The organism is Enterococcus diestrammenae, assembly GCF_049384045.1.
GTDB classification, from domain to species: Bacteria; Bacillota; Bacilli; order Lactobacillales; family Enterococcaceae; genus Enterococcus_C; species Enterococcus_C diestrammenae.
Window position 1 is genome coordinate 1 of sequence record NZ_JBMRGR010000005.1, and the last position, 19,102, is coordinate 19,102.

Below are 19,102 nucleotides of genomic sequence, written 5' to 3' on the forward strand. Positions count from 1 at the left end.
AAAATAGCTCTAATCTCACTAAATTTTAGTGAGACTAGGGCTATTTGTCGATGCGTTGGATTATTTCCCGCTTACTGTTTTTTGATAGCACGAAAAAGGTTTAATGAAGAAAACCAAGGCGGGTTGAAAGCATTGTTGGAGTAAGGATTGTGAACAGGGCGCTAATTTTAGAATAAAAAATCCAGAACCCAACTAGTCTGACTAGTTAGGTTCTGGATTTTTTGATTGCGTTAAGTTCACTTTGAACTCTTCTGATGCCATTGATTAGCGGGCAATGCGTTTGCGGGCTGCTTTTTTACGATTTTCTTCAATCATGGCTTCTTTTTCATCGATGGGATCGATGACCTGTTTTTTGACAGCTACCGCTAAACCAGCCACGGCTGCTGCAGTAGCTGCCGTACCTACTAAAAGTCCAGATAGAAATTTTTTCATCATCTTCACCTCGAATACCTATTTGATACTTTCATTATGACGGAAGCTGTTATAAATGGAAAGTGAAAACACTTTTGAAGCTAGGATAAGCCGTATTTAATAAGAAATTTAAGTAATTGGCAAGCAGAAAAAAAGCTCTTGCTAAAATTTAGTAAATGTTTTACAATAAATTTACTAAATGAAATCAGAGAGGTGTTTATAATGGATAAAGATCTACATGCTATTTTTAAAGAAAAGTTTGCTACTGAAGCTACTGGCGAGTATTTTGCTCCCGGCCGGATCAACTTGATTGGTGAACATACCGACTACAATGGCGGCCATGTTTTTCCAGCCTCCATTACCATTGGTACGTATGGATTAGCCAAAAAACGGCAAGACGACCGGGTTCGCTTGTATTCCGAAAACTTCCCGAATAAAGGCGTTATCGAGTTTTCCATCAATGACTTGGAATTTCGTAAAGAAGACGATTGGACCAACTATCCGAAAGGCATGATGAAGTTCTTGAAAGCCGACGGATATCCCATTGAGACTGGCTTAGATGTGGTCTTTTATGGTACCATTCCTAATGGCGCGGGTTTGTCATCCTCCGCTTCAATCGAATTGTTGACAGGCGTTATCCTAAATGATCTCTTTAGCTTAAATGTCAAAATGATTGATTTAGTGGAAATCGGCAAACGGGTCGAAAATAAATTTATCGGCGTGAACTCTGGTATCATGGATCAATTTGCTATCGGGATGGGTAAAAAAGACCATGCCATTTTACTTGACACCAATACCTTGGAATACGATTTGGTTCCAGCTGAATTTGGCGAATATGTGGTAGCAATCATGAACACCAACAAACGTCGTGAACTGGCGGATTCCAAATATAACGAACGCCGCTCCGAATGTGAAAAAGCTTTGAGCTTGTTGCAAACCAAATTAGCAATTCATTCTTTGGGAGATTTGGATGAAGCAACCTTTATGGCAAATACCGAGGTGATTGGCGATGCAACCCTGATCAAACGGGCGAAACACGCAGTTTTGGAAAATCAACGGACGTTACAAGCCAAAGATGCTTTGGTGGCTGGTGATTTGGCGACATTTGGTCAACTGCTGAATGCTTCCCACGCTTCTTTGCGGGATGATTATGAAGTGACGGGTATCGAGTTGGATACGTTGGTAGCTGCTGCTCAAGCCCAAGAAGGTGTTCTTGGGGCGCGGATGACTGGGGCTGGTTTCGGCGGTTGTGCCATCGCTTTAGTGAAAGATAGCCAATGGGATACTTTTGTCAATAATGTCAAACAAGCTTATGTCGATAAAATTGGTTATGGTACCGATATTTACAAAGCTAGCATTGATGATGGCGCTCGTAAATTGAAATAATTGAAGGAATACTTCAGTTGAGGATTTTAAAGGAGGAAAAAACAAATGGCTATTTTAGTTTTAGGGGGAGCTGGTTATATTGGCTCCCATGCAGTGGATCAATTGATTAACAAAGGCTATGACGTAGTGGTGGTGGATAGTTTGTTCACAGGACACCGAGACGCCGTGCATCAAGACGCAAAATTTTATCAAGGGGATATCCGCGATAAAGCTTTCTTGAATGACGTTTTTGAGCAAGAAACCATCGATGGTGTGATGCATTTTGCTGCCTTTTCCTTGGTGGGAGAATCGGTTGAAAAACCATTGGAATACTTTAACAACAACGTTTATGGTATGCAAGTGCTTTTGGAAGTGATGCATGCCCATGATGTTAAACACATTGTCTTTTCTTCGACTGCTGCGACTTATGGCGAACCAGAAGTGGTGCCGATTGCTGAAGATATGCCCACAAATCCGAAAAATCCATACGGTGAAAGCAAACTGATGATGGAAAAAATGATGAAGTGGTGTGACAATGCATACGGGATGAAATACGTAGCATTGCGTTACTTCAACGTGGCTGGGGCCAAAGCCGACGCATCAATTGGTGAAGACCACGATCCAGAAACGCATTTAGTCCCAATCATCTTGCAAGTGGCTTTGGGACAACGCCAAGCCTTGAAGATTTTCGGCGATGACTATGATACACCAGACGGTACGTGTATCCGCGATTATGTTCAAGTAGAAGATCTGATTGCTGCTCATATCCTAGCGTTGGAATATTTAAAAGCTGGCAATGACTCCAATGTCTTTAATTTAGGCTCCAACAATGGCTATTCAGTGAAAGAAATGTTAGATGCTGCTAGAGAAGCGACTGGCAAAGAAATTCCAGCTGAAATTGCGCCACGTCGAGCAGGCGATCCTGCAAAATTAGTAGCTGCTAGTGAAAAAGCCAAAACGGTCTTGGGTTGGGAACCGGCTTATACCGATATCAAAGAAATTATCCGCACCGCTTGGAACTGGCATGCAAGTCATCCAAATGGCTACGATGATAAAAAGTAAGGGAAGTTGATTGAAGAAAACCGGTGTCCATGGCAAACTCCAGGTGATGCCGGTTTCTTCTTATAGACTAAGGTTTTATAAGTTTTACTCTGTGTGAAATCCCGTTTTATCAAGGCTTATAGAGAGTTTTATACGGTTTTTTCCATGGCACAAAAATGGTGAATTTCAGCGATCTAGGAATTGAAATAACTGTAGCTGGATCAAAAAATGTCAAACGTAAACCGTGTTTGACTTCGGCAAGAGCTATCAGAAACATGACCCATACAGTTCGTCTAAGCCATAAACGCTAAGATAAGCTAGCAAAAGGGTAACTGTTTTTTGTTGGCCTTTACCGGTCCTACAACAACCCCAGGGATTTACCGGAAACATGGCCAATCGGCTTTTTTATTTGAACGAAGTGTTAGTTAGACGACTAGTATCTGATTCTGGTCGTGAAAGGAGAGTATGTAAATGACTTTGAGTCAAACGATTTTTGATTTCACTACTCTGGCCATCAAAGCTGGTGGCTGGATGGATATGGACCGCTTGTATTTGCAAAATCGCGTGTTGGGTATGATTGGTGAAGATGCTATGGCAGAGGCAGAAGTCAAAATGCCGACTGCGACGGCCGTTGAATTGATGGACGAATTAGTAGCCACCGCTAAGGCTAATGGAATGATTGGGAAAACCTTAGCTGAACAAGAAATTTTCGAAGCCCAGCTGATGGATTTGATGACTCCACCTCCTTCTGTTGTCAATGCCTTGTTTGCGCAACATTATGCTAACGATCCGGTGGAAGCGACGGATTATTTCTTTGAGTTGTGTAAAAACAATGATTATATCAAAACTCGTGGAATTGCTAAAAATATCGTCTTTCCAGCTGAGACGGAATATGGCACATTAGAAATCACCATCAACCTGTCGAAACCAGAAAAAGATCCTAAAGAAATCGCAGCGCAACGCAACGCTGCAACGGTGGCATATCCAAAATGTATGTTGTGTATGGAAAATGAGGGGTATAAAGGCCGCCTAAACTATCCAGCTCGGACCAATCACCGAATTATTCGCATGAATTTGGATGGGGAAGGTTGGGGCTTCCAGTATTCTCCTTATGCTTATTATAACGAGCATTGTATCATCTTAAGTGACGAACACCGTCCGATGAAAATCTCTCGGCAGACCTTTGAGCGTTTGTTGAAAATCATTGAAGTCTTGCCCCATTACTTCGTGGGTTCGAATGCGGATTTGCCAATTGTCGGCGGCTCAATTTTGAGTCATGACCATTACCAAGGGGGCCGGCATACCTTCGCGATGGCGGAAGCAAAAGTTGAAACACCCTTTGAATTGCCACAGTTTGCAGATGTTCAAGCCGGGATTGTTAAGTGGCCGATGTCAGTCATTCGCCTGAGTGGTACGGTGGTTAAATCATTGGTGGATGCGGCGGAATATATTCTGAAGCAATGGCGGAATTACTCTGATCCATCCGTCGCCGTCAAAGCCTACTCAGAAGACGGTACCCCACATCATACGATTACTCCAATTGCTCGTCGGAATGGGGAACGCTTTGAAATCGATTTGGTTTTGCGGGACAATAATGTTTCAGTAGAATATCCTGATGGTATTTTTCATCCACATCCTGAAGTACAACACATCAAAAAAGAAAATATCGGTTTAATTGAAGTCATGGGCTTAGCAGTGTTGCCACCACGTTTGGCCACGGAGCTAAAAGAAGTCGAGAAATATGTCCTAGAGCAACCAAATGAGATTGCTGAAATGCATCGACCTTGGGCTGATGAAATGAAGGAGAAGTATGAGTTTACGGCGGCAAACGTCGAAGCAATTATCCAAAAAGAGGTCGGCGTCATCTTTGCTACTGTCTTAGAACATGCGGGCGTCTTCAAACGAGATGCCAACGGACAGGCGGCCTTCCAACGGTTTATCGAAACATTATAAGTAGTTTTGAGGCCGACTGGTGGAGAACATGATACTGAAAGGGTAGGCATTGGAGAGAAAGCAAGGGAGGTGTAGAGATGGCTACCATTAAAGATATTGCTGCCAAGGCGGGGGTATCACCCGCTACGGTTTCGCGAGTGCTCAACTACGATCCGGAGCTTTCTGTAGGACAAGATACGAAACAACGGATTTTTGAAGTCGCTGAAGCCCTTAACTATACAAAACATAAAAAGAAGCAAAAGGTGGAAAACCAAGTCTTTCGTCTAATTCAATGGTACGATTCCGAGGAAGAACTGGCGGATTTGTATTACCTTGCGATTCGCTTAGGGATTGAGCAAAAGGCCGAGGAGTTGAATGTGCGACTCCTAAAAGAAAACTTGGAGGAGCTTTCTGATGAGCAAGCCGATGGTATCATTGCTTTGGGGAAATTTGATGCCCAACAAGTCAAAAGTCTACAAAAAATGAATGAACCGCTGCTGTTAGTTGATTTTGATGGCATGCCTTATGGACAAGATTCATTGGTGGTCGATTTCCGACAGGCAGTAGATTTGGTGTTGGATCACTTCGTTAAAACCGGTCACGAAAAGATTGGCTTGTTATCGGGTATTGAGTTTACTAAGGGCAATCGCAATCAAATCGAGGATCCTCGGAAAGCTTTTTTCCAACAGCGACTGCAACAACTGCGCTTATTTGATCCCCACTTGATGGTGGCAGGGGCGTTTACCGTCAATGGTGGGTATCAAGCCATGAAAACTTTCTTAGCTGAGGCGGAAGAACTTCCGACGGCACTTTTCGCTTCAAGTGATGCCTTAGGGGTAGGGGCGTTGCGGGCGATTCAAGAAGCGGGACTGCGCGTTCCAGAAGATATTTCCGTGATTGGCTTCAACGATGTTTCAGTGGCCAAATACGTGAGTCCACCGCTAGCAACGGTGCATGTACCAACGGAATGGATGGGGGAGCTGGCGCTGGCGACGATGGCAGACATTGCCAGAGAAAAAGCGCCGGTGCCTCGTAAAATTACGATTGGTACCCAACTGATTTTACGGGCCTCCACTCGCTAACCGATCCGGATTATTTTAAGAAACTGGTGGCTGCTAGCTAGACTAGCGAATCACCAGTTTCTTATGATATGCTAAAGCTTAGAGCAGTCAGAAGGATGGTAAAAGTCGGTATGAAAAGTACTGTCTCTTTTCATTTTCCTTTCATTGTGCTAAAATAGGGCGGTTTATAAGACGAATTTTCGGGAAGAGTCACCTGCAAATAAAGAGCGGGCAGTGGCTTCTTGATTTTATACATATTTTGATTCAAAGGATGGGTAGCATGAAAGTATTGGCATTTGATACATCAAACCAGGCGTTGACGGTAGCGTTGACTGAAGCGGGGCAATTAGTCAACGAACTGATTACCACCAATAATAAAAATCACAGTACGACCTTGATGCCGGCAATCGCTCAACTGATGGCAGAAGCCCAATGGCAGCCTGCTGACCTAGATCGGATCGTGGTGGCTCAAGGACCGGGGTCGTATACTGGTTTGAGAATCGGCGTGACTACAGCAAAAACGTTAGCTAGTACCTTACACAAAGAGCTGGTAGGTGTTTCAAGCTTAGCGGTGATTGCGGCAAATGCTAGAGAATATGATGGGCTGCTGATCCCACTTTTTGATGCTCGTCGCCAAAATGTCTATGCCGGCGTTTATCGTTGGCAAGCGGGGATATTGGAAAATGTGTTGCCAGATCGTCATATCGCTATGGCTGAGTTAGCTCAGCGTTTTGCCAATGAAAAGAAGGTCCGCTTTATCGGAAGCGATACCCAGAAATTCCGCCAATTGATTGCAGAGGTGGCACCGGATGCTGAAATCAACACGGTGGGGACTTGGGATGTTCCCCATGGGAGCGTCTTGGCTCAACTTGCCGAACAAAGCCAGCCAGTGTCTGACATTGATGCTTTTTTACCCGCTTATTTGAAAAAAGTGGAAGCCGAAGAAAAATGGTTAGCCACTCACTCGCCGGGAGATGAGGATTATGTTGAAAAAATTTAAAGCCTTGACCCAGCGTTGGCAACCGAAACAAATCCCAACCTATGAACGCCAAGTTCGTCTGATTGCGGGACAACCTTATGTGCTGCGTCAGTTAACCAATGAAGATATTAAGACCTTGATTTTTCTCCAAAAAGAGGTCTACGCTGGCAATATGCCCTGGACCCGTTCGGCTTTTCTTTCTGAGTTTTCGTCACCGATGCGGCATTTGTATTTGTGTGTGGAAGACAAGGGCAAAGTCGTGGCTTTTTGTGGGTGTCGCATTCATGGCACAGATGGTCATATCACCAACGTAGCTGTTTTACCCGCATTTCAAGGCCGAGGCTTAGGCAGTCTTTTATTGGAAGAAGCGGAGGCCTTTGCTAGACAAAATCACTGTGAAACGCTGTCTTTAGAAGTTCGACTCAGCAATCGGGATGCCCAACGCTTATATTGTAAATTGGGTTTTGTTTCCCGCGCGATTAAAAAAGGCTACTATGATGAAACCAATGAAGATGCCTTGGATATGGTGAAATTTTTAGAGGATGGCAACTAACATGAGAATTAGACAGCTGAGTCAAACAATCCCAACCATCACGGAGGAGCTTTACCAGTTGGCGATGACTGCCTATCCGGGGGGGAGCCCATGGAACTTAGCACAATTTGTTGCTGATTTTGCCAATCCCAACACGATTTACTTGGGGGCTTACAATGATCAGCAATTACTGGGCTTCATCAGTTGCCAGCAAGTGTTTGATGAAGTGGAAATCACCAATGTCGCCGTGGCGCGCAAGTATCATGGTCAGGGGATTGGACAAAAGTTATTAGCCAGCTTGTTGGCATTGGTTGCAACTTCTGAGTCGGACATCCGGATTTTCCTAGAGGTGCGGGAAAGCAATCTGGTGGCCCAGCGGTTGTATCACCGGAATGCTTTTGAAATGATTCACCGGCGTAAAGCCTATTACCACAATCCGACTGAAGATGCCTATATCATGATGAGGCAGTTACCTAAGCAAAAGAAAGAGTGAGTAGTATTGAAAGAATCTGTAATGCCAGAATTAATTTTAGCCATCGAATCCAGCTGTGATGAAACCAGTGTGGCTGTTATCAAAGACGGTGCTGAAATTTTGAGTAATATTGTTGCTTCACAAATAAAAAGCCACCAACGTTTTGGTGGGGTAGTCCCAGAAGTTGCCAGTCGCCATCATGTGGAGCAGATTACCCTTTGTATTGACGATGCTTTGGCAGAAGCTGAGGTGACGCCAGCTGAGCTGACTGCAGTGGCGGTGACTTATGGTCCTGGCTTAGTGGGTTCTTTATTGATTGGGATTTCCGCAGCAAAAGCCTTTGCTTGGGCTCATAGCTTGCCATTGATTCCAGTCAATCACATGGCCGGTCATTTATACGCCGCTCGCTACGTCGCCCCCCTGGAGTTTCCTTTGATGGCTTTATTAGTCAGTGGTGGTCACACGGAGTTGGTCTATATGAAAGAAGACGGCTCTTATGAAATGGTGGGGGAAACCCGGGATGACGCTGCTGGTGAAGCTTATGATAAAGTCGGTCGCGTGTTGGGCTTGACGTATCCAAGTGGGAAAGAAATTGATCAACTGGCCCATGTTGGTCATGACGTGTATCAATTTCCACGGGCGATGCTCCATGAAGATAATTTTGATTTTAGCTTTAGCGGTCTTAAAAGTGCCTTCATTAACCTAGTTCACAATGGCGAACAGCGGGGCGAAACCTTTGACCACGCCGATTTGGCGGCTAGCTTTCAAGCAAGTGTCTGTGATGTTTTGATCGAGAAAACGATCCGGGCATGCCAAGCTTACCCGGTCAAACAATTGATTGTCGCTGGTGGTGTAGCAGCCAACCAAGGCTTACGAACCGGTTTAAGCGCAGCTGTTGCTGAAAAATTACCAGATACTACTTTGTTGATTCCGCCACTGCGTTTATGCGGGGACAATGCTGCCATGATAGGCGCTGCCGCTCATATCGAGTTGAAAAAAGGACACTTGGCAGACTTCAGCTTGAATGCTGATCCTAGCTTGAGTTTTAGTGAATAGACTAAATCAAAATAAACCAGCTTTCCACGGCTTCAATGTTAAGCCAAGGAAAGCTGGTTTTTTAAATTTCGGAAGCTTTTTGGGGAGCCCTCGAGGAATTTTGATAAGTTTTGCTGAGAGGTAAAGTCAGCACTATTTGAAAATAATTAGCGACACTTTCGGCTTTCAAAGTCCCGTGATGGCTTTCGACGATTTCTTTGGCAATGGGTAAGCCCAGACCGGTTCCGCCAGATTGGGTACCCCGGGCGCTATCGCCTCTGAAAAACGGTTCGAAAATGCGTTCCAATTTGTCAGCCGGAAGTGTGGCCCCTTGGTTACCAAGAGTCAGGATCCCTTGGTTCTGCTTACGGGCTAATGTGAGGCGAAGTGCTGTACCGGGAGTGGCGTATAGGATCGCATTTTTTATCAAGTTGTCCAAGACCCGTTCAAATTTTTCCGTGTCCACATCCACCCAAATCGCCTCTTCAATTTGCATTTCCCATGAAAGATTTTTGGGCGTCAGCATAGGGAGAAATTCATAGCTAATTTGTTCCAACATGACAGATAGGTCCACTGCTTTTGTGACTAAGCTGACGGTGGCTAAATTAAAGCGAGTAATTTCAAAGAATTCATTGATTAAACTTTCTAGACGATAGGCTTTTTCTAATGTGATTCCAGTGTACTTTGCCCGCATGGCAGGTGGTAAATCTGGGCTTTCTTCTAGCAAAGTTAGATAGCCAATGACACTTGTCAGTGGTGTCCGTAAATCGTGGGCTAAATAAACAATCAAATCGTTTTTTTTCTGCTCGGCTTCTTTAGCGGCCCGCTGATGAAAAAGGGTATCCATACGTATTTGGTTCATTTCATTGGCAAAATCCCTTAAGTCTGAGGATAAAGTGATGGGCTTATCAGGATTCGAGACCAGTTGCTTGGCTGCCCCCAGTGTTTCATTTAGATAACCTGCAGCTTGTCTTATAAAAAACCAAGTGGTCAATAACCAGATCAAAAGTGCCCCAACAATCACCAAGATAAGTATATGATCGTTAGCAAATCTGAGTAGTGGATAGAAGGGGTCGTCATAATACCAGGTCCGCATCCCTAAGAGGAATTTAAGGGCTAACGGTATAACCACGATGACAACCAATAACAATAGGGTAATCAGTAAATAACGCCGCAGTAATTTATTGGCTAATGAACTTTTAGCTTTCAATGGTGTATCCCACCCCCCAGACAGTTTTGATAAATTTGGGTTGCCGTGGCGGTTCATGGAGTTTTTCCCGCAAACGAGCGATGTGAGCCATCACGGTATTGTTATTGTCGAGATATTTTTCTCCCCAAACTTGTTCAAATAATTCTTCTGAGGAGACCACGGCACCGGCATGGACACAAAGATACCACAAAATTTTAAATTCCAAAGGGGTTAGCTTGATCTCTTTGTCATACAACGTGACTTTGTGACTTGCAAGCGAAACATAAAGACCATTGTGATCGTATTGCTGTGCCTCTGTAGCATCTAGTTGAGTGGCGCTAGGGTTGTAGGCTTGATAGCGTCGGAGCTGTGTTTTCACCCTTGCTACGACTTCCAGTGGATTGAAAGGCTTCGTGATGTAATCATCAGCGCCTAAGGATAGACCAGTAATCTTGTCCAGGGCTTCCCCTTTAGCCGTCAGCATCAAGACCGGAAAAAAATGATTGCGGCGAATTTCCCGTAAAATCGCAAAGCCATCCATGTCTGGTAACATCACATCCAAGAGGAGGAGTTCAGGTGGCTGAGTGTTAATCAACGCTAAGGCAGTGGCACCATTATAGGCCGTATTGACGTGGTAGTTTTCATTTGCCAAAAAAGTGGCTAACATATCGGCGATTTCTTTTTCATCGTCTACGATTAGAATATCAGTCATGGTTGAGGTCTCCTGTCATTAGCAAGCTACCTCTAGTATACGGGAAGTTCTTAGTACTGTCATTCTTTCCATAACGCCCAATAATTCACTCCTTCCTCAATGAAGACGTCACTGGTATAAGTCTTGAGGTAGTGTTTTTTGTTGGGACTATCATTGGGATCGTAAACTTTTAGGGCACCACTACTGTCGGTGGTTAAAACCATGAGATGACCAGTGGTGGTAAATGTCCCGGGCTTGACTGAAATGATAATTGGGATGCCCTCGTTCATAAATGCTTTGGCACGATTGAAATAGTTGCCGAGATTTTCATAGTGATAGCCATTTTGACTGGCATAGTCGGCAAAAATCTGCCAAGAGGTTCCTTGTCCAGGAACAAAGTAATCATTGTGGGCCCATTGTAAAATCCTTTCTGGTGTGACGTTAGCCTGTTGCCAATAGGAAGCAATCATCGCTAAAGAAGCTAAGGCGCAACCATTGTGAGCCAAATCATTGTGGGCCCCGGCAGGTCCATAGGCTGCTTCCCCCCAACGTTCGTCAGTTTGCAGATACAGTGGTAGCTTGGCATTTTTGGAATCAGTGGCTAGTTTTTGATTGGCTGTCGTGCTAAAAGCTTGTGGCAAAAGAAGGTCTTTGGTAGCCCTTTGCCCGTCGCCAAAGACTAGCTTAAAGGGCGAGCCATAACCATTTTTCACCTGACCAAAGCCAATTAATAGAAAAAACAAGCCTAATACAACTGCGAGGCCCATCCATTTTTTTCCTTGTTGTCGCTTGTTTTGAGTCAAGGGACGGCGAGTGAGTTTGCTTTTGCGAGTTTCCATAAATCTGCCTCCGTATTGAAAATTGTCAGCTTGCTTAAAGTTTTTGTACGTAGCCACTGTGTTCTCTTTTAAGTGGCTCGTTTATTACCTTAGGCTACTGAGTCCGTACGAATAGCATAACCAATGATAGTTCTCTGGTTTTCAATTCTTTCTGACAGCTTTCTTACAAATTTATGACTTTTTGAATGAGACCCTAAAATGAGCTATGTTTAGAGAATTCTTCCTTCCTACGGTATAATGAATAACAAGAGAGCGCTTTAATTTGATGCGTCGCTTTAGTGAGGAGGCAAGAGGCAATGACAGCGATACAGGTTTTTTCTGAGATTGGCAAATTGACGAAGGTGTTGTTAAAACGGCCGGGAGCCGAAGTGGAAAATTTAACACCAGCGACGATGGCCGAATTATTATTTGATGACATCCCTTATTTGAAAGTCATCCAGCAGGAACATGATTGTTTCGCCCAGCTCCTACGAGAGGAGGGCATCACCGTCTGCTATCTGGAACAGCTAGCGGCGGAAGCTATTGAAGCTGGTGGTGTCAAGATTCCTTTTGTGGTAGATTTGCTTGATGAATCGAAAATCTACTCACCTTTTTTACGGCAAGAATTATTTGAGTATTTGATGCATTTTGATACACCAGAGTTAGTAGCTAAAGTAATGGCTGGGGTTCGCAGTGATGAGATTCAGGTTAGCGGTCGCTCTTTATTGGATTTTTCGAGGGATACGGATAACCCCTTCTATTTGAAGCCGATGCCTAGTTTATACTTCACTCGGGATTCGTTAGCCTGTATCGGAAATGGTTTAATGATTAATTCGATGATGTATGAGGCTCGCAAACGGGAATCATTATTTGTGGAATACATGATCCGCTACCATCCTGATTTTCAGCTAACACCACCGATATGGTTGGATCGGGATTTTGCGGCTCCGATTGAGGGCGGGGATGTCTTGGTGCTAAACAAAGAGGTTATCGCAGTGGGGATTAGTCAGCGGACCAGTGCCAAAGCGATTGAGCAATTGGCTCGCAATCTTCTCAATCAATCCAGCAGTTTTACTAAAGTCTTAGCGATTAAACTGCCCAATCAACGAGCGATGATGCATCTAGATACCGTCTTCACCATGGTGGACCGGGATAAATTTACGATTCATCCCGCCATTCTGACAGCAGAGGGACTTTTGGATATTTATGTGATGGAACTGGTAGCGGGGGAGTTGCAGATCACTCCCCAACGAGATTTGCAACAAGTTTTGAAAAAAAGTCTTGGCTTATCGGAGCTGATCTTGATTCCAACCGGTGGTGGCGATGCGATTGCGGCAGCTCGTGAGCAATGGAATGATGGCTCCAATACGTTAGCTATTGCACCGGGCAAAGTGGTCACTTACGATCGCAATTACGTTTCCAATCAGTTGCTACGACAGGCAGGGATTGCGGTTTTAGAGATTCCTTCCGGCGAATTATCCCGCGGCCGAGGCGGTCCCCGCTGTATGAGCCAACCTTTCTGGCGGGAAAGTATTTGAACTTTTCCCTTTTTGTGTTACACTAGCAAAAATGAATAAATATACATTAAAAAGGAGAAACGCCATGGAATATTCAACATTTCAAGGGAAGAGTTTTTTGAAAGAAGTGGATTTCAGCAAAGAGGAGCTCATGTATCTAATCGATTTTGCTGCCCATCTAAAAGCCTTGAAGCAAAAAGGGATTCCCCATGCCTACTTACAAGGGAAGAATATTGCGTTATTATTCGAAAAAACTTCGACCCGGACGCGGGCGGCTTTCACCGTAGCTTGTAATGATTTGGGTGCTCACCCCGAGTTTTTAGGTGCCGGAGATATCCAGTTGGGAAAAAAGGAATCGGTGGAAGACACGGCCAAAGTCTTGGGAAGGATGTTTGACGGCCTCGAGTACCGTGGATTTAGTCAAGAAGCTGTGGAGGATTTGGCGTTGTATTCAGGGGTACCAGTTTGGAATGGTTTGACGGATCGGTGGCATCCCACCCAGATGCTCGCTGATTTTCTGACGATTAAAGAGCATTTCGGCAAACTCACTGGGCTGACCTTGGCTTATGTTGGCGATGGGCGCAACAATGTCGCTAATTCTTTGTTAGTTACAGGAGCGATTTTGGGCGTCAACGTGCATATCGTAGCCCCGGAAGCCCTATTTCCAGAAGGGGAGATTATCGAGTTGGCACAAGCTTACGCTGACAAATCAGGGGCGGAGTTATTGCTGACAGCGGATGTCAAAGCTGGAGTCAAAGGGGCAGATATCCTCTATACTGATGTTTGGGTTTCCATGGGAGAAGAAGATAAGTTTGCTGAACGGATTGAGCAGTTACTCCCTTATCAAGTCAATATGGAGTTGATATCGGCTACCGAAAATACGGAAGTCATCTTTTTGCATTGCTTACCAGCCTTCCATGACCAAGAAACAATCTATGGTAAAAAAATTGCAGCCGATTTCGGTCTTACTGAGATGGAAGTCACCGATGAGGTTTTCCGCGCCCCTTTGGCTAAGCAGTTTCAACAGGCAGAAAATCGTCTGCATACCATTAAAGCCGTGATGGCTGCTACCTTGGGCAATCTGTTCATCCCAAGGGTCTAAGAAAAAGGGATTAGATTTCCAACTAGGCAAATCACGACTTCTCTGCTATAATAAGTCTCAGTTTGATATGAAACGTTGAGCAAGAGAGTAGCGTGGTTAGAGAAGTCGAAGCGAGTCCGGGGAGGTGGGAGCCGGATCTTTGAGACAGCGTGAAGCGCACTTGTGAGTTTTCTGCTTGCAGACGGCAGCCTACCGTTAGAGGTGAGGTGGTCTGCAATAGCAGGCAAAGTTGAGTGGTACCGCGGGAAATTCTCGTCTCTGATGTTTTGGCATCAGGGACGTTTTTTGTTTTTTGCTACAAAGGGCCTTAACTAAGGCAAGTTATTTATTTACTCAGCTAGTTTATAAGTTCAACGGAAAAATCAAAAACCATCAGGAGGAATCACTATGAATAACAAAGAAATCGTGGCAAAGGCTATCTTTGAAGTGGTCAAAGATGACTTGACGCTGGCCCAAGTTCAAGGCTTGTTAGAAAATCCCAAAGCAGCTGACCATGGGGATGTCGCTTTTCCAGCGTTTGCTTTAGCAAAAGTTTACCGTAAGGCGCCGCAGCAAATTGCTCAAGAGTTGGCTGAAAAAATCGATGGGACTTCCTTTGAAAAAATCGCAGTGGTGGGTCCTTATCTGAATTTCTTTATGAGTAAAGGAAACATCTCCCAAAGCGTTTTAGCCAAAATAATCAGCGAAAAAGAGCATTATGGCGATGCAGCAATTGGTCTAGGACAAACAGTACCTATCGACATGTCTTCACCAAATATTGCCAAACCAATTTCCATGGGGCATTTGCGTTCTACTGTGATTGGTAATTCAATCGGCTTTATTATGGAAAAAATCGGCTATCAACCGATTCGCATCAATCATTTAGGTGACTGGGGTACGCAGTTTGGTAAATTGATCGTAGCTTATAAAAAATGGGGGTCAGAAGCAGCAGTGAAAGCTGATCCCATTAAAGAACTGTTACGCTTATACGTGGATTTCCATGAAAAAGCCGAAACTGAACCGGCTTTAGAAGATGAAGCCCGGGCTTGGTTTAAAAAGTTAGAAGAAGGCGACGAAGAAGCTATTTCCTTGTGGCAGTGGTTCCGCGAAGAATCTTTAAAGGAATTCAACAAGATTTACGACTTGTTGGGAGTTTCTTTTGATTCCATGAACGGGGAAGCTTTCTACAATGACAAAATGACCGAGATTGTTGACTTGTTGGAAGCCAAACACTTGCTCAAAGAAGACCAAGGCGCTGAAATTGTCGATCTTTCCGCTTATGACCTAAACCCAGCCTTAATCAAAAAATCCGATGGTGCGACGCTTTACATCACACGGGATTTGGCAGCTGCTTTGTATCGTAAACGCACGTATAATTTTGCTAAATCGATCTATGTTGTGGGGAATGAACAAAGTTATCATTTCAAACAATTAAAAGCCGTTTTAAAAGAAATGGGCTTTGATTGGTCAGATGAAATTGCTCATGTGGCCTTTGGATTGATTACCCAAGGTGGCAAGAAACTTTCTACTCGTAAAGGAAAGATTATCTTATTGGAAAAAGTCTTGATGGAAGCCACCGAATTAGCTAAAGCCCAAATTATTGAGAAAAATCCAACTTTGGCCAATAAAGACGAAGTTGCCCAACAAGTCGGTGTTGGCGCAGTGATTTTCCACGATTTGAAAAATGACCGCATGAACAATTTTGACTTTGATTTAGAAGAAGTAGTGCGTTTTGAAGGGGAAACCGGACCTTATGTTCAATACTCCCATGCACGGGCAATGAGTATTTTGACGAAAGCAGCGTTTACACCAGATGCCACGGCTGTCTACAGCTTGCAAGATGAAAACAGTTGGGAAGTTATCAAATTATTACAACAGTATCCCGATACAGTTTTGGCTGCGGCTGATAAGTATGAACCTTCCGTTATCGCAAAACATGCCATTAAATTAGCTCAAGCTTTCAACAAGTTTTATGCTAACGTCAAAGTTTTGGCGGAAGACGAGGAAAAAGATGCTCGTTTGGCTTTGGTATATGCCGTTACTGTCATTTTAAAAGAAGATTTGCGGTTGTTAGGTTTGCAAGCCCCAGAAAAAATGTAAACAACTACGAAAAAAACACTCTCTGTACCAGAATTTTGGCACAGAGAGTGTTTTTTTCGTAGATTACGGGGTAAAGAATCTCACAGGACAAAAGCTGAATCCCTTCCCGCAAACTAGCTTAGTCTGCAAAAGTAGTTAGGGTAAGTAAAAAAAGAAAGTTTAACCCGTTACGAGTGCTAATGTAGCCAAAGCTGCCAGATTGTCAAAAGTAAAAAACCGATAAAAAAGGGCGGAATATACTTAAAAATCAGTCGACTAAAGGCTATTCCAGCACGGCGCTCTTTTTGGTATTTCGGCAGCTGGCGATCTTGTTGAAATCGTTGGGGAGGACGTGCTAAAAAGAGGCCACCGGTAATCTTGAAACAGGCGGCTAAAAATAGCAATAGAAAGGAAACTGTCAGGACAAGATAAAGAAATATCTCGAAACCAGTTAAACCAGCTAGCTGTTCCAATCATCTCCCTCCTTCTTTTAACTTAACATATGGGAACGGAAGTAGGCTGCCAATTTTTCAGCATCCTCATCGGTACGGCAGATGGTAATGACAGTATCAAACCCGGCCAAAGTAGTAACTTTTTCAGGTAGCTTGACTTCATCCATCACGGCGGATAGGAGTTGGGCATTGTCAGGCATCGTATTAATAATGGTAATAAATTGCACACGATCGACTTTGGTGACTACTTCTTGGATCATTCGGATCAAGCGGTTTTCTTCTTCGGGATCTTCTGGCTCAGGCTCGTATTCGTTGAAGAGCTCGAAGCGGATGGCACCGTCTTTATCTTGAACTTTGACGATTTTCAAATCCCGGATATCCCGTGAAATCGTCGCTTGGGTAGCCAGTACTCCGCGATCTTCTAGGTGTTTTAAGAGTTCTTCTTGGGTTCGCACCGTTTCCGTCGAGATGATTTGACGGATTAAGGCGTGGCGTTCAGCTTTACGCATGGTTACTCCTTTCGTCAAATCAAGACCAGTCTCTAGGAATAGCAAGACAGAAATGGCTTGAAATTCAAAGAGACATGCCTCGATTTGCATAGATATTCACGATCATCATAGCAAAAATGTTAAAAAATTAATAGGAAAAGTTTATCAAGCTAACATCTTTTTGTCCCCGCTAAAGGAGGTGGTATAATTATTATCAAATAGGAGGTTTTTCAAAATGCTGAAAGAACAAGAAATGTTTTTGAATTTTTTTATTGAACGAACACAACCAGAACATGCCCAACAAGCAAAAGAATTACTGGTACAATCTTTTGCCAATCAGGCGACACAAGCGTTTACTAAAGGGGATTTAGAACAGCTACAACAACAATTACTTCCGTTAGTAAAACCTGAAATGGTAGCTGAAGTGACAGCGGCTATGAATCATTTTAAAGGTCAACTAGGCTAGCATTTCGGAAGTAATCTTCGTGAAAAGAGGTGGCCATCGTGAAAGAAGCTGAACAATTGTTTACAAAAGTCCGAAAAGCCTGGCATGAAGGAAATTCTCGCAACTTTGCCACTTGCTTCGCTAATGATGGCACCTTGATTGCGTTTGACGGTACCTTTGTGAAAGGCAAGCAAGCGATTTTTACGTATGCGCAGAGATTGTTTGCAGCAGAAGAAGATCAGACCTATCAATCCGTTTTAGTGGAGACGCAGTTGCTGACTGCCAATGTTGTCCTGATGCGTTGCCACACTGGAAAAATCAAACGAGAAACCGGGCGCATCAGTCGGGAACGTTTGGCTTATTTGACTTTGATCATGCAAAAGAAAGCCGTTTGGGAAGTGGTGCTGATGCAGTATACGCCAGCTCACTTTGATACGCCGGGACAACGGACGGCCTTCCGCTATGAATTAGAAGAATCCTTGGATTGAGCCAAAGGGGGCGGCTGTTTTTTAATGACGGCCGCTTCCTGTTGTCTTTTCAGGAAACCTGGAATAAACAGTTGCATTTTCACAAGAGCTACTGTATACTATTCGGGTGTGACAAACACAAAAAAATCCACATTCGTTCTCATCTGCGAAGGGGTGCCGCTATAAACGGTTCTTCAAAGAGCTAAAAGAGCGAAGAGGAAAACAAAAACCAATTGGAGGAAACACAAAATGGCAGTAATTTCAATGAAACAATTGCTTGAAGCCGGCGTACACTTTGGTCACCAAACTCGTCGCTGGAACCCAAAAATGAAGAAATACATCTTCACAGAACGTAACGGAATCTACATCATCGACTTGCAAAAAACCGTTAAATTGGTTGATGCAGCCTATGACTACATGAAAGCTGTCGCTGAAGACGGCGGTGTAGCATTGTTTGTCGGAACTAAAAAACAAGCTCAAGATGCTATTAAAGAAGAAGCAACTCGCGCTGGTCAATACTATGTTAACCATCGTTGGTTAGGTGGTACTTTGACTAACTGGGAAACTATCCAAAAACGTGTTGCACGTTTGAAACAAATCAACAAAATGGAAGAAGACGGGACTTTCGAAGTATTACCTAAGAAAGAAGTCGTTGGCTTGAACAAACAACGGGAACGCCTTGAAAAATTCTTGGGCGGGATCGCTGACATGCCTCGTATTCCAGACGTAATGTACGTTGTTGACCCTCGTAAAGAACGGATTGCAATTCAAGAAGCTCGTAAATTGAATATCCCAATCGTTGCTATGGTTGATACAAACTGTGATCCAGATGAAATCGATGTGGTTATTCCATCAAATGATGATGCGATTCGTGCCGTGAAATTAATCACTGGTAAAATGGCTGACGCTTTCATCGAAGGAAACCAAGGGGAAGACCAAGAAGTTGCTGTTGAAGACTTTGCACCAGAAGCTGACAACGCTACTTCAATCGAAGAAATCGTTGACGTAGTTGAAGGCGACAACGCTTCTGACACATCAGCTGAATAA

General features: G+C 43.9%; 20 protein-coding genes and 1 other annotated feature. Of the genes, 14 read left to right on the forward strand and 6 right to left on the reverse strand.

What is annotated here, in order from left to right; translation table 11 throughout:
* Positions 1 to 264: 264 nt before the first annotated feature.
* Positions 265 to 432, reverse strand: a complete 168-nt coding sequence (locus ACO03U_RS04880; RefSeq protein ID WP_161869169.1) for a DUF3042 family protein — start codon at positions 430 to 432, stop codon at positions 265 to 267.
* A 201-nt stretch (positions 433 to 633) separates the two neighbouring features.
* Here ACO03U_RS04880 and ACO03U_RS04885 point away from each other — a divergent pair, with 201 nt between their 5' ends.
* The 8 genes from ACO03U_RS04885 to tsaD all read left to right on the forward strand — a co-directional run bounded on the left by ACO03U_RS04885 (position 634) and on the right by tsaD (position 8,849).
* Complete coding sequence (locus tag ACO03U_RS04885) at positions 634 to 1,797, forward strand: galactokinase (RefSeq protein WP_204686552.1); 1,164 nt, start codon at positions 634 to 636, stop codon at positions 1,795 to 1,797.
* A gap of 45 nt (positions 1,798 to 1,842) precedes the next feature.
* A complete protein-coding gene (gene galE / locus ACO03U_RS04890; RefSeq protein ID WP_204686554.1) occupies positions 1,843 to 2,838 on the forward strand; it encodes a UDP-glucose 4-epimerase GalE in 996 nt (331 codons plus the stop codon).
* A gap of 450 nt (positions 2,839 to 3,288) precedes the next feature.
* The gene (galT, locus tag ACO03U_RS04895) at positions 3,289 to 4,770 is read left to right on the forward strand and encodes a UDP-glucose--hexose-1-phosphate uridylyltransferase (protein ID WP_204686556.1); all 1,482 of its coding nucleotides are present in this window, start codon (positions 3,289 to 3,291) and stop codon (positions 4,768 to 4,770) included.
* 77 nt (positions 4,771 to 4,847) lie between these two features.
* On the forward strand, positions 4,848 to 5,831 hold the full coding sequence (locus ACO03U_RS04900) for a LacI family DNA-binding transcriptional regulator (RefSeq protein ID WP_204686558.1): 984 nt from the start codon (positions 4,848 to 4,850) through the stop codon (positions 5,829 to 5,831).
* Between the two features lie 259 nt (positions 5,832 to 6,090).
* On the forward strand, positions 6,091 to 6,810 hold the full coding sequence (gene tsaB, locus ACO03U_RS04905) for a tRNA (adenosine(37)-N6)-threonylcarbamoyltransferase complex dimerization subunit type 1 TsaB (RefSeq protein ID WP_204686560.1): 720 nt from the start codon (positions 6,091 to 6,093) through the stop codon (positions 6,808 to 6,810).
* Positions 6,794 to 7,342 carry a ribosomal protein S18-alanine N-acetyltransferase gene (gene rimI, locus ACO03U_RS04910; RefSeq protein WP_204686562.1) on the forward strand — a complete coding sequence of 183 codons (549 nt, stop codon included), beginning with the start codon at positions 6,794 to 6,796 and terminating at the stop codon, positions 7,340 to 7,342. Before tsaB ends, rimI (ACO03U_RS04910) begins: the two co-directional genes overlap by 17 nt.
* A gap of 1 nt (position 7,343) precedes the next feature.
* On the forward strand, positions 7,344 to 7,814 hold the full coding sequence (rimI, locus tag ACO03U_RS04915) for a ribosomal protein S18-alanine N-acetyltransferase (RefSeq protein ID WP_204686564.1): 471 nt from the start codon (positions 7,344 to 7,346) through the stop codon (positions 7,812 to 7,814).
* Positions 7,815 to 7,835: 21 nt separating this feature from the next.
* On the forward strand, positions 7,836 to 8,849 hold the full coding sequence (gene tsaD, locus ACO03U_RS04920; protein ID WP_204686690.1) for a tRNA (adenosine(37)-N6)-threonylcarbamoyltransferase complex transferase subunit TsaD: 1,014 nt from the start codon (positions 7,836 to 7,838) through the stop codon (positions 8,847 to 8,849).
* A gap of 61 nt (positions 8,850 to 8,910) precedes the next feature.
* Here the strand turns inward: tsaD and ACO03U_RS04925 are convergent, their stop codons facing one another.
* The 3 genes from ACO03U_RS04925 to ACO03U_RS04935 are packed head-to-tail and all read right to left on the reverse strand — an operon-like array spanning position 8,911 to position 11,547.
* Positions 8,911 to 10,038, reverse strand: a complete 1,128-nt coding sequence (locus ACO03U_RS04925; protein ID WP_204686566.1) for a sensor histidine kinase — start codon at positions 10,036 to 10,038, stop codon at positions 8,911 to 8,913.
* Positions 10,028 to 10,729, reverse strand: coding sequence for a VanR-ABDEGLN family response regulator transcription factor (gene vanR, locus ACO03U_RS04930; RefSeq protein WP_204686568.1), 702 nt, complete (start codon positions 10,727 to 10,729; stop codon positions 10,028 to 10,030). The genes ACO03U_RS04925 and vanR overlap by 11 nt, the downstream gene beginning before the upstream one ends.
* A 59-nt stretch (positions 10,730 to 10,788) precedes the next feature.
* A complete protein-coding gene (locus tag ACO03U_RS04935) occupies positions 10,789 to 11,547 on the reverse strand; it encodes a C39 family peptidase (protein ID WP_204686570.1) in 759 nt (252 codons plus the stop codon).
* Between the two features lie 296 nt (positions 11,548 to 11,843).
* On the opposite strand from ACO03U_RS04935, the gene arcA reads away from it, so the two are divergent.
* The 3 genes from arcA to argS all read left to right on the forward strand — a co-directional run bounded on the left by arcA (position 11,844) and on the right by argS (position 16,224).
* Positions 11,844 to 13,064: an arginine deiminase gene (gene arcA, locus ACO03U_RS04940; RefSeq protein ID WP_204686573.1), complete on the forward strand. Its 1,221-nt coding sequence runs from the start codon at positions 11,844 to 11,846 to the stop codon at positions 13,062 to 13,064.
* A gap of 64 nt (positions 13,065 to 13,128) precedes the next feature.
* The gene (gene argF, locus ACO03U_RS04945; protein ID WP_204686575.1) at positions 13,129 to 14,145 is read left to right on the forward strand and encodes an ornithine carbamoyltransferase; all 1,017 of its coding nucleotides are present in this window, start codon (positions 13,129 to 13,131) and stop codon (positions 14,143 to 14,145) included.
* A 66-nt stretch (positions 14,146 to 14,211) separates the two neighbouring features.
* Positions 14,212 to 14,408: a binding site (T-box leader), on the forward strand.
* Positions 14,409 to 14,532: 124 nt separating this feature from the next.
* Complete coding sequence (argS, locus tag ACO03U_RS04950) at positions 14,533 to 16,224, forward strand: arginine--tRNA ligase (protein WP_204686577.1); 1,692 nt, start codon at positions 14,533 to 14,535, stop codon at positions 16,222 to 16,224.
* Positions 16,225 to 16,400: 176 nt separating this feature from the next.
* Here argS and ACO03U_RS04955 read toward each other — a convergent pair whose 3' ends face one another.
* A complete protein-coding gene (locus ACO03U_RS04955; protein WP_423104410.1) occupies positions 16,401 to 16,676 on the reverse strand; it encodes a hypothetical protein in 276 nt (91 codons plus the stop codon).
* Between the two features lie 17 nt (positions 16,677 to 16,693).
* Positions 16,694 to 17,164, reverse strand: coding sequence for an arginine repressor (locus ACO03U_RS04960; RefSeq protein WP_161869083.1), 471 nt, complete (start codon positions 17,162 to 17,164; stop codon positions 16,694 to 16,696).
* A 214-nt stretch (positions 17,165 to 17,378) separates the two neighbouring features.
* Here ACO03U_RS04960 and ACO03U_RS04965 point away from each other — a divergent pair, with 214 nt between their 5' ends.
* From ACO03U_RS04965 to rpsB, 3 genes are all read left to right on the forward strand, one after another.
* Complete coding sequence (locus ACO03U_RS04965; RefSeq protein ID WP_204686579.1) at positions 17,379 to 17,609, forward strand: hypothetical protein; 231 nt, start codon at positions 17,379 to 17,381, stop codon at positions 17,607 to 17,609.
* 38 nt (positions 17,610 to 17,647) lie between these two features.
* Positions 17,648 to 18,076, forward strand: a complete 429-nt coding sequence (locus ACO03U_RS04970) for an SgcJ/EcaC family oxidoreductase (protein ID WP_161869081.1) — start codon at positions 17,648 to 17,650, stop codon at positions 18,074 to 18,076.
* 228 nt (positions 18,077 to 18,304) lie between these two features.
* Positions 18,305 to 19,102, forward strand: a complete 798-nt coding sequence (rpsB, locus tag ACO03U_RS04975) for a 30S ribosomal protein S2 (RefSeq protein ID WP_161869080.1) — start codon at positions 18,305 to 18,307, stop codon at positions 19,100 to 19,102.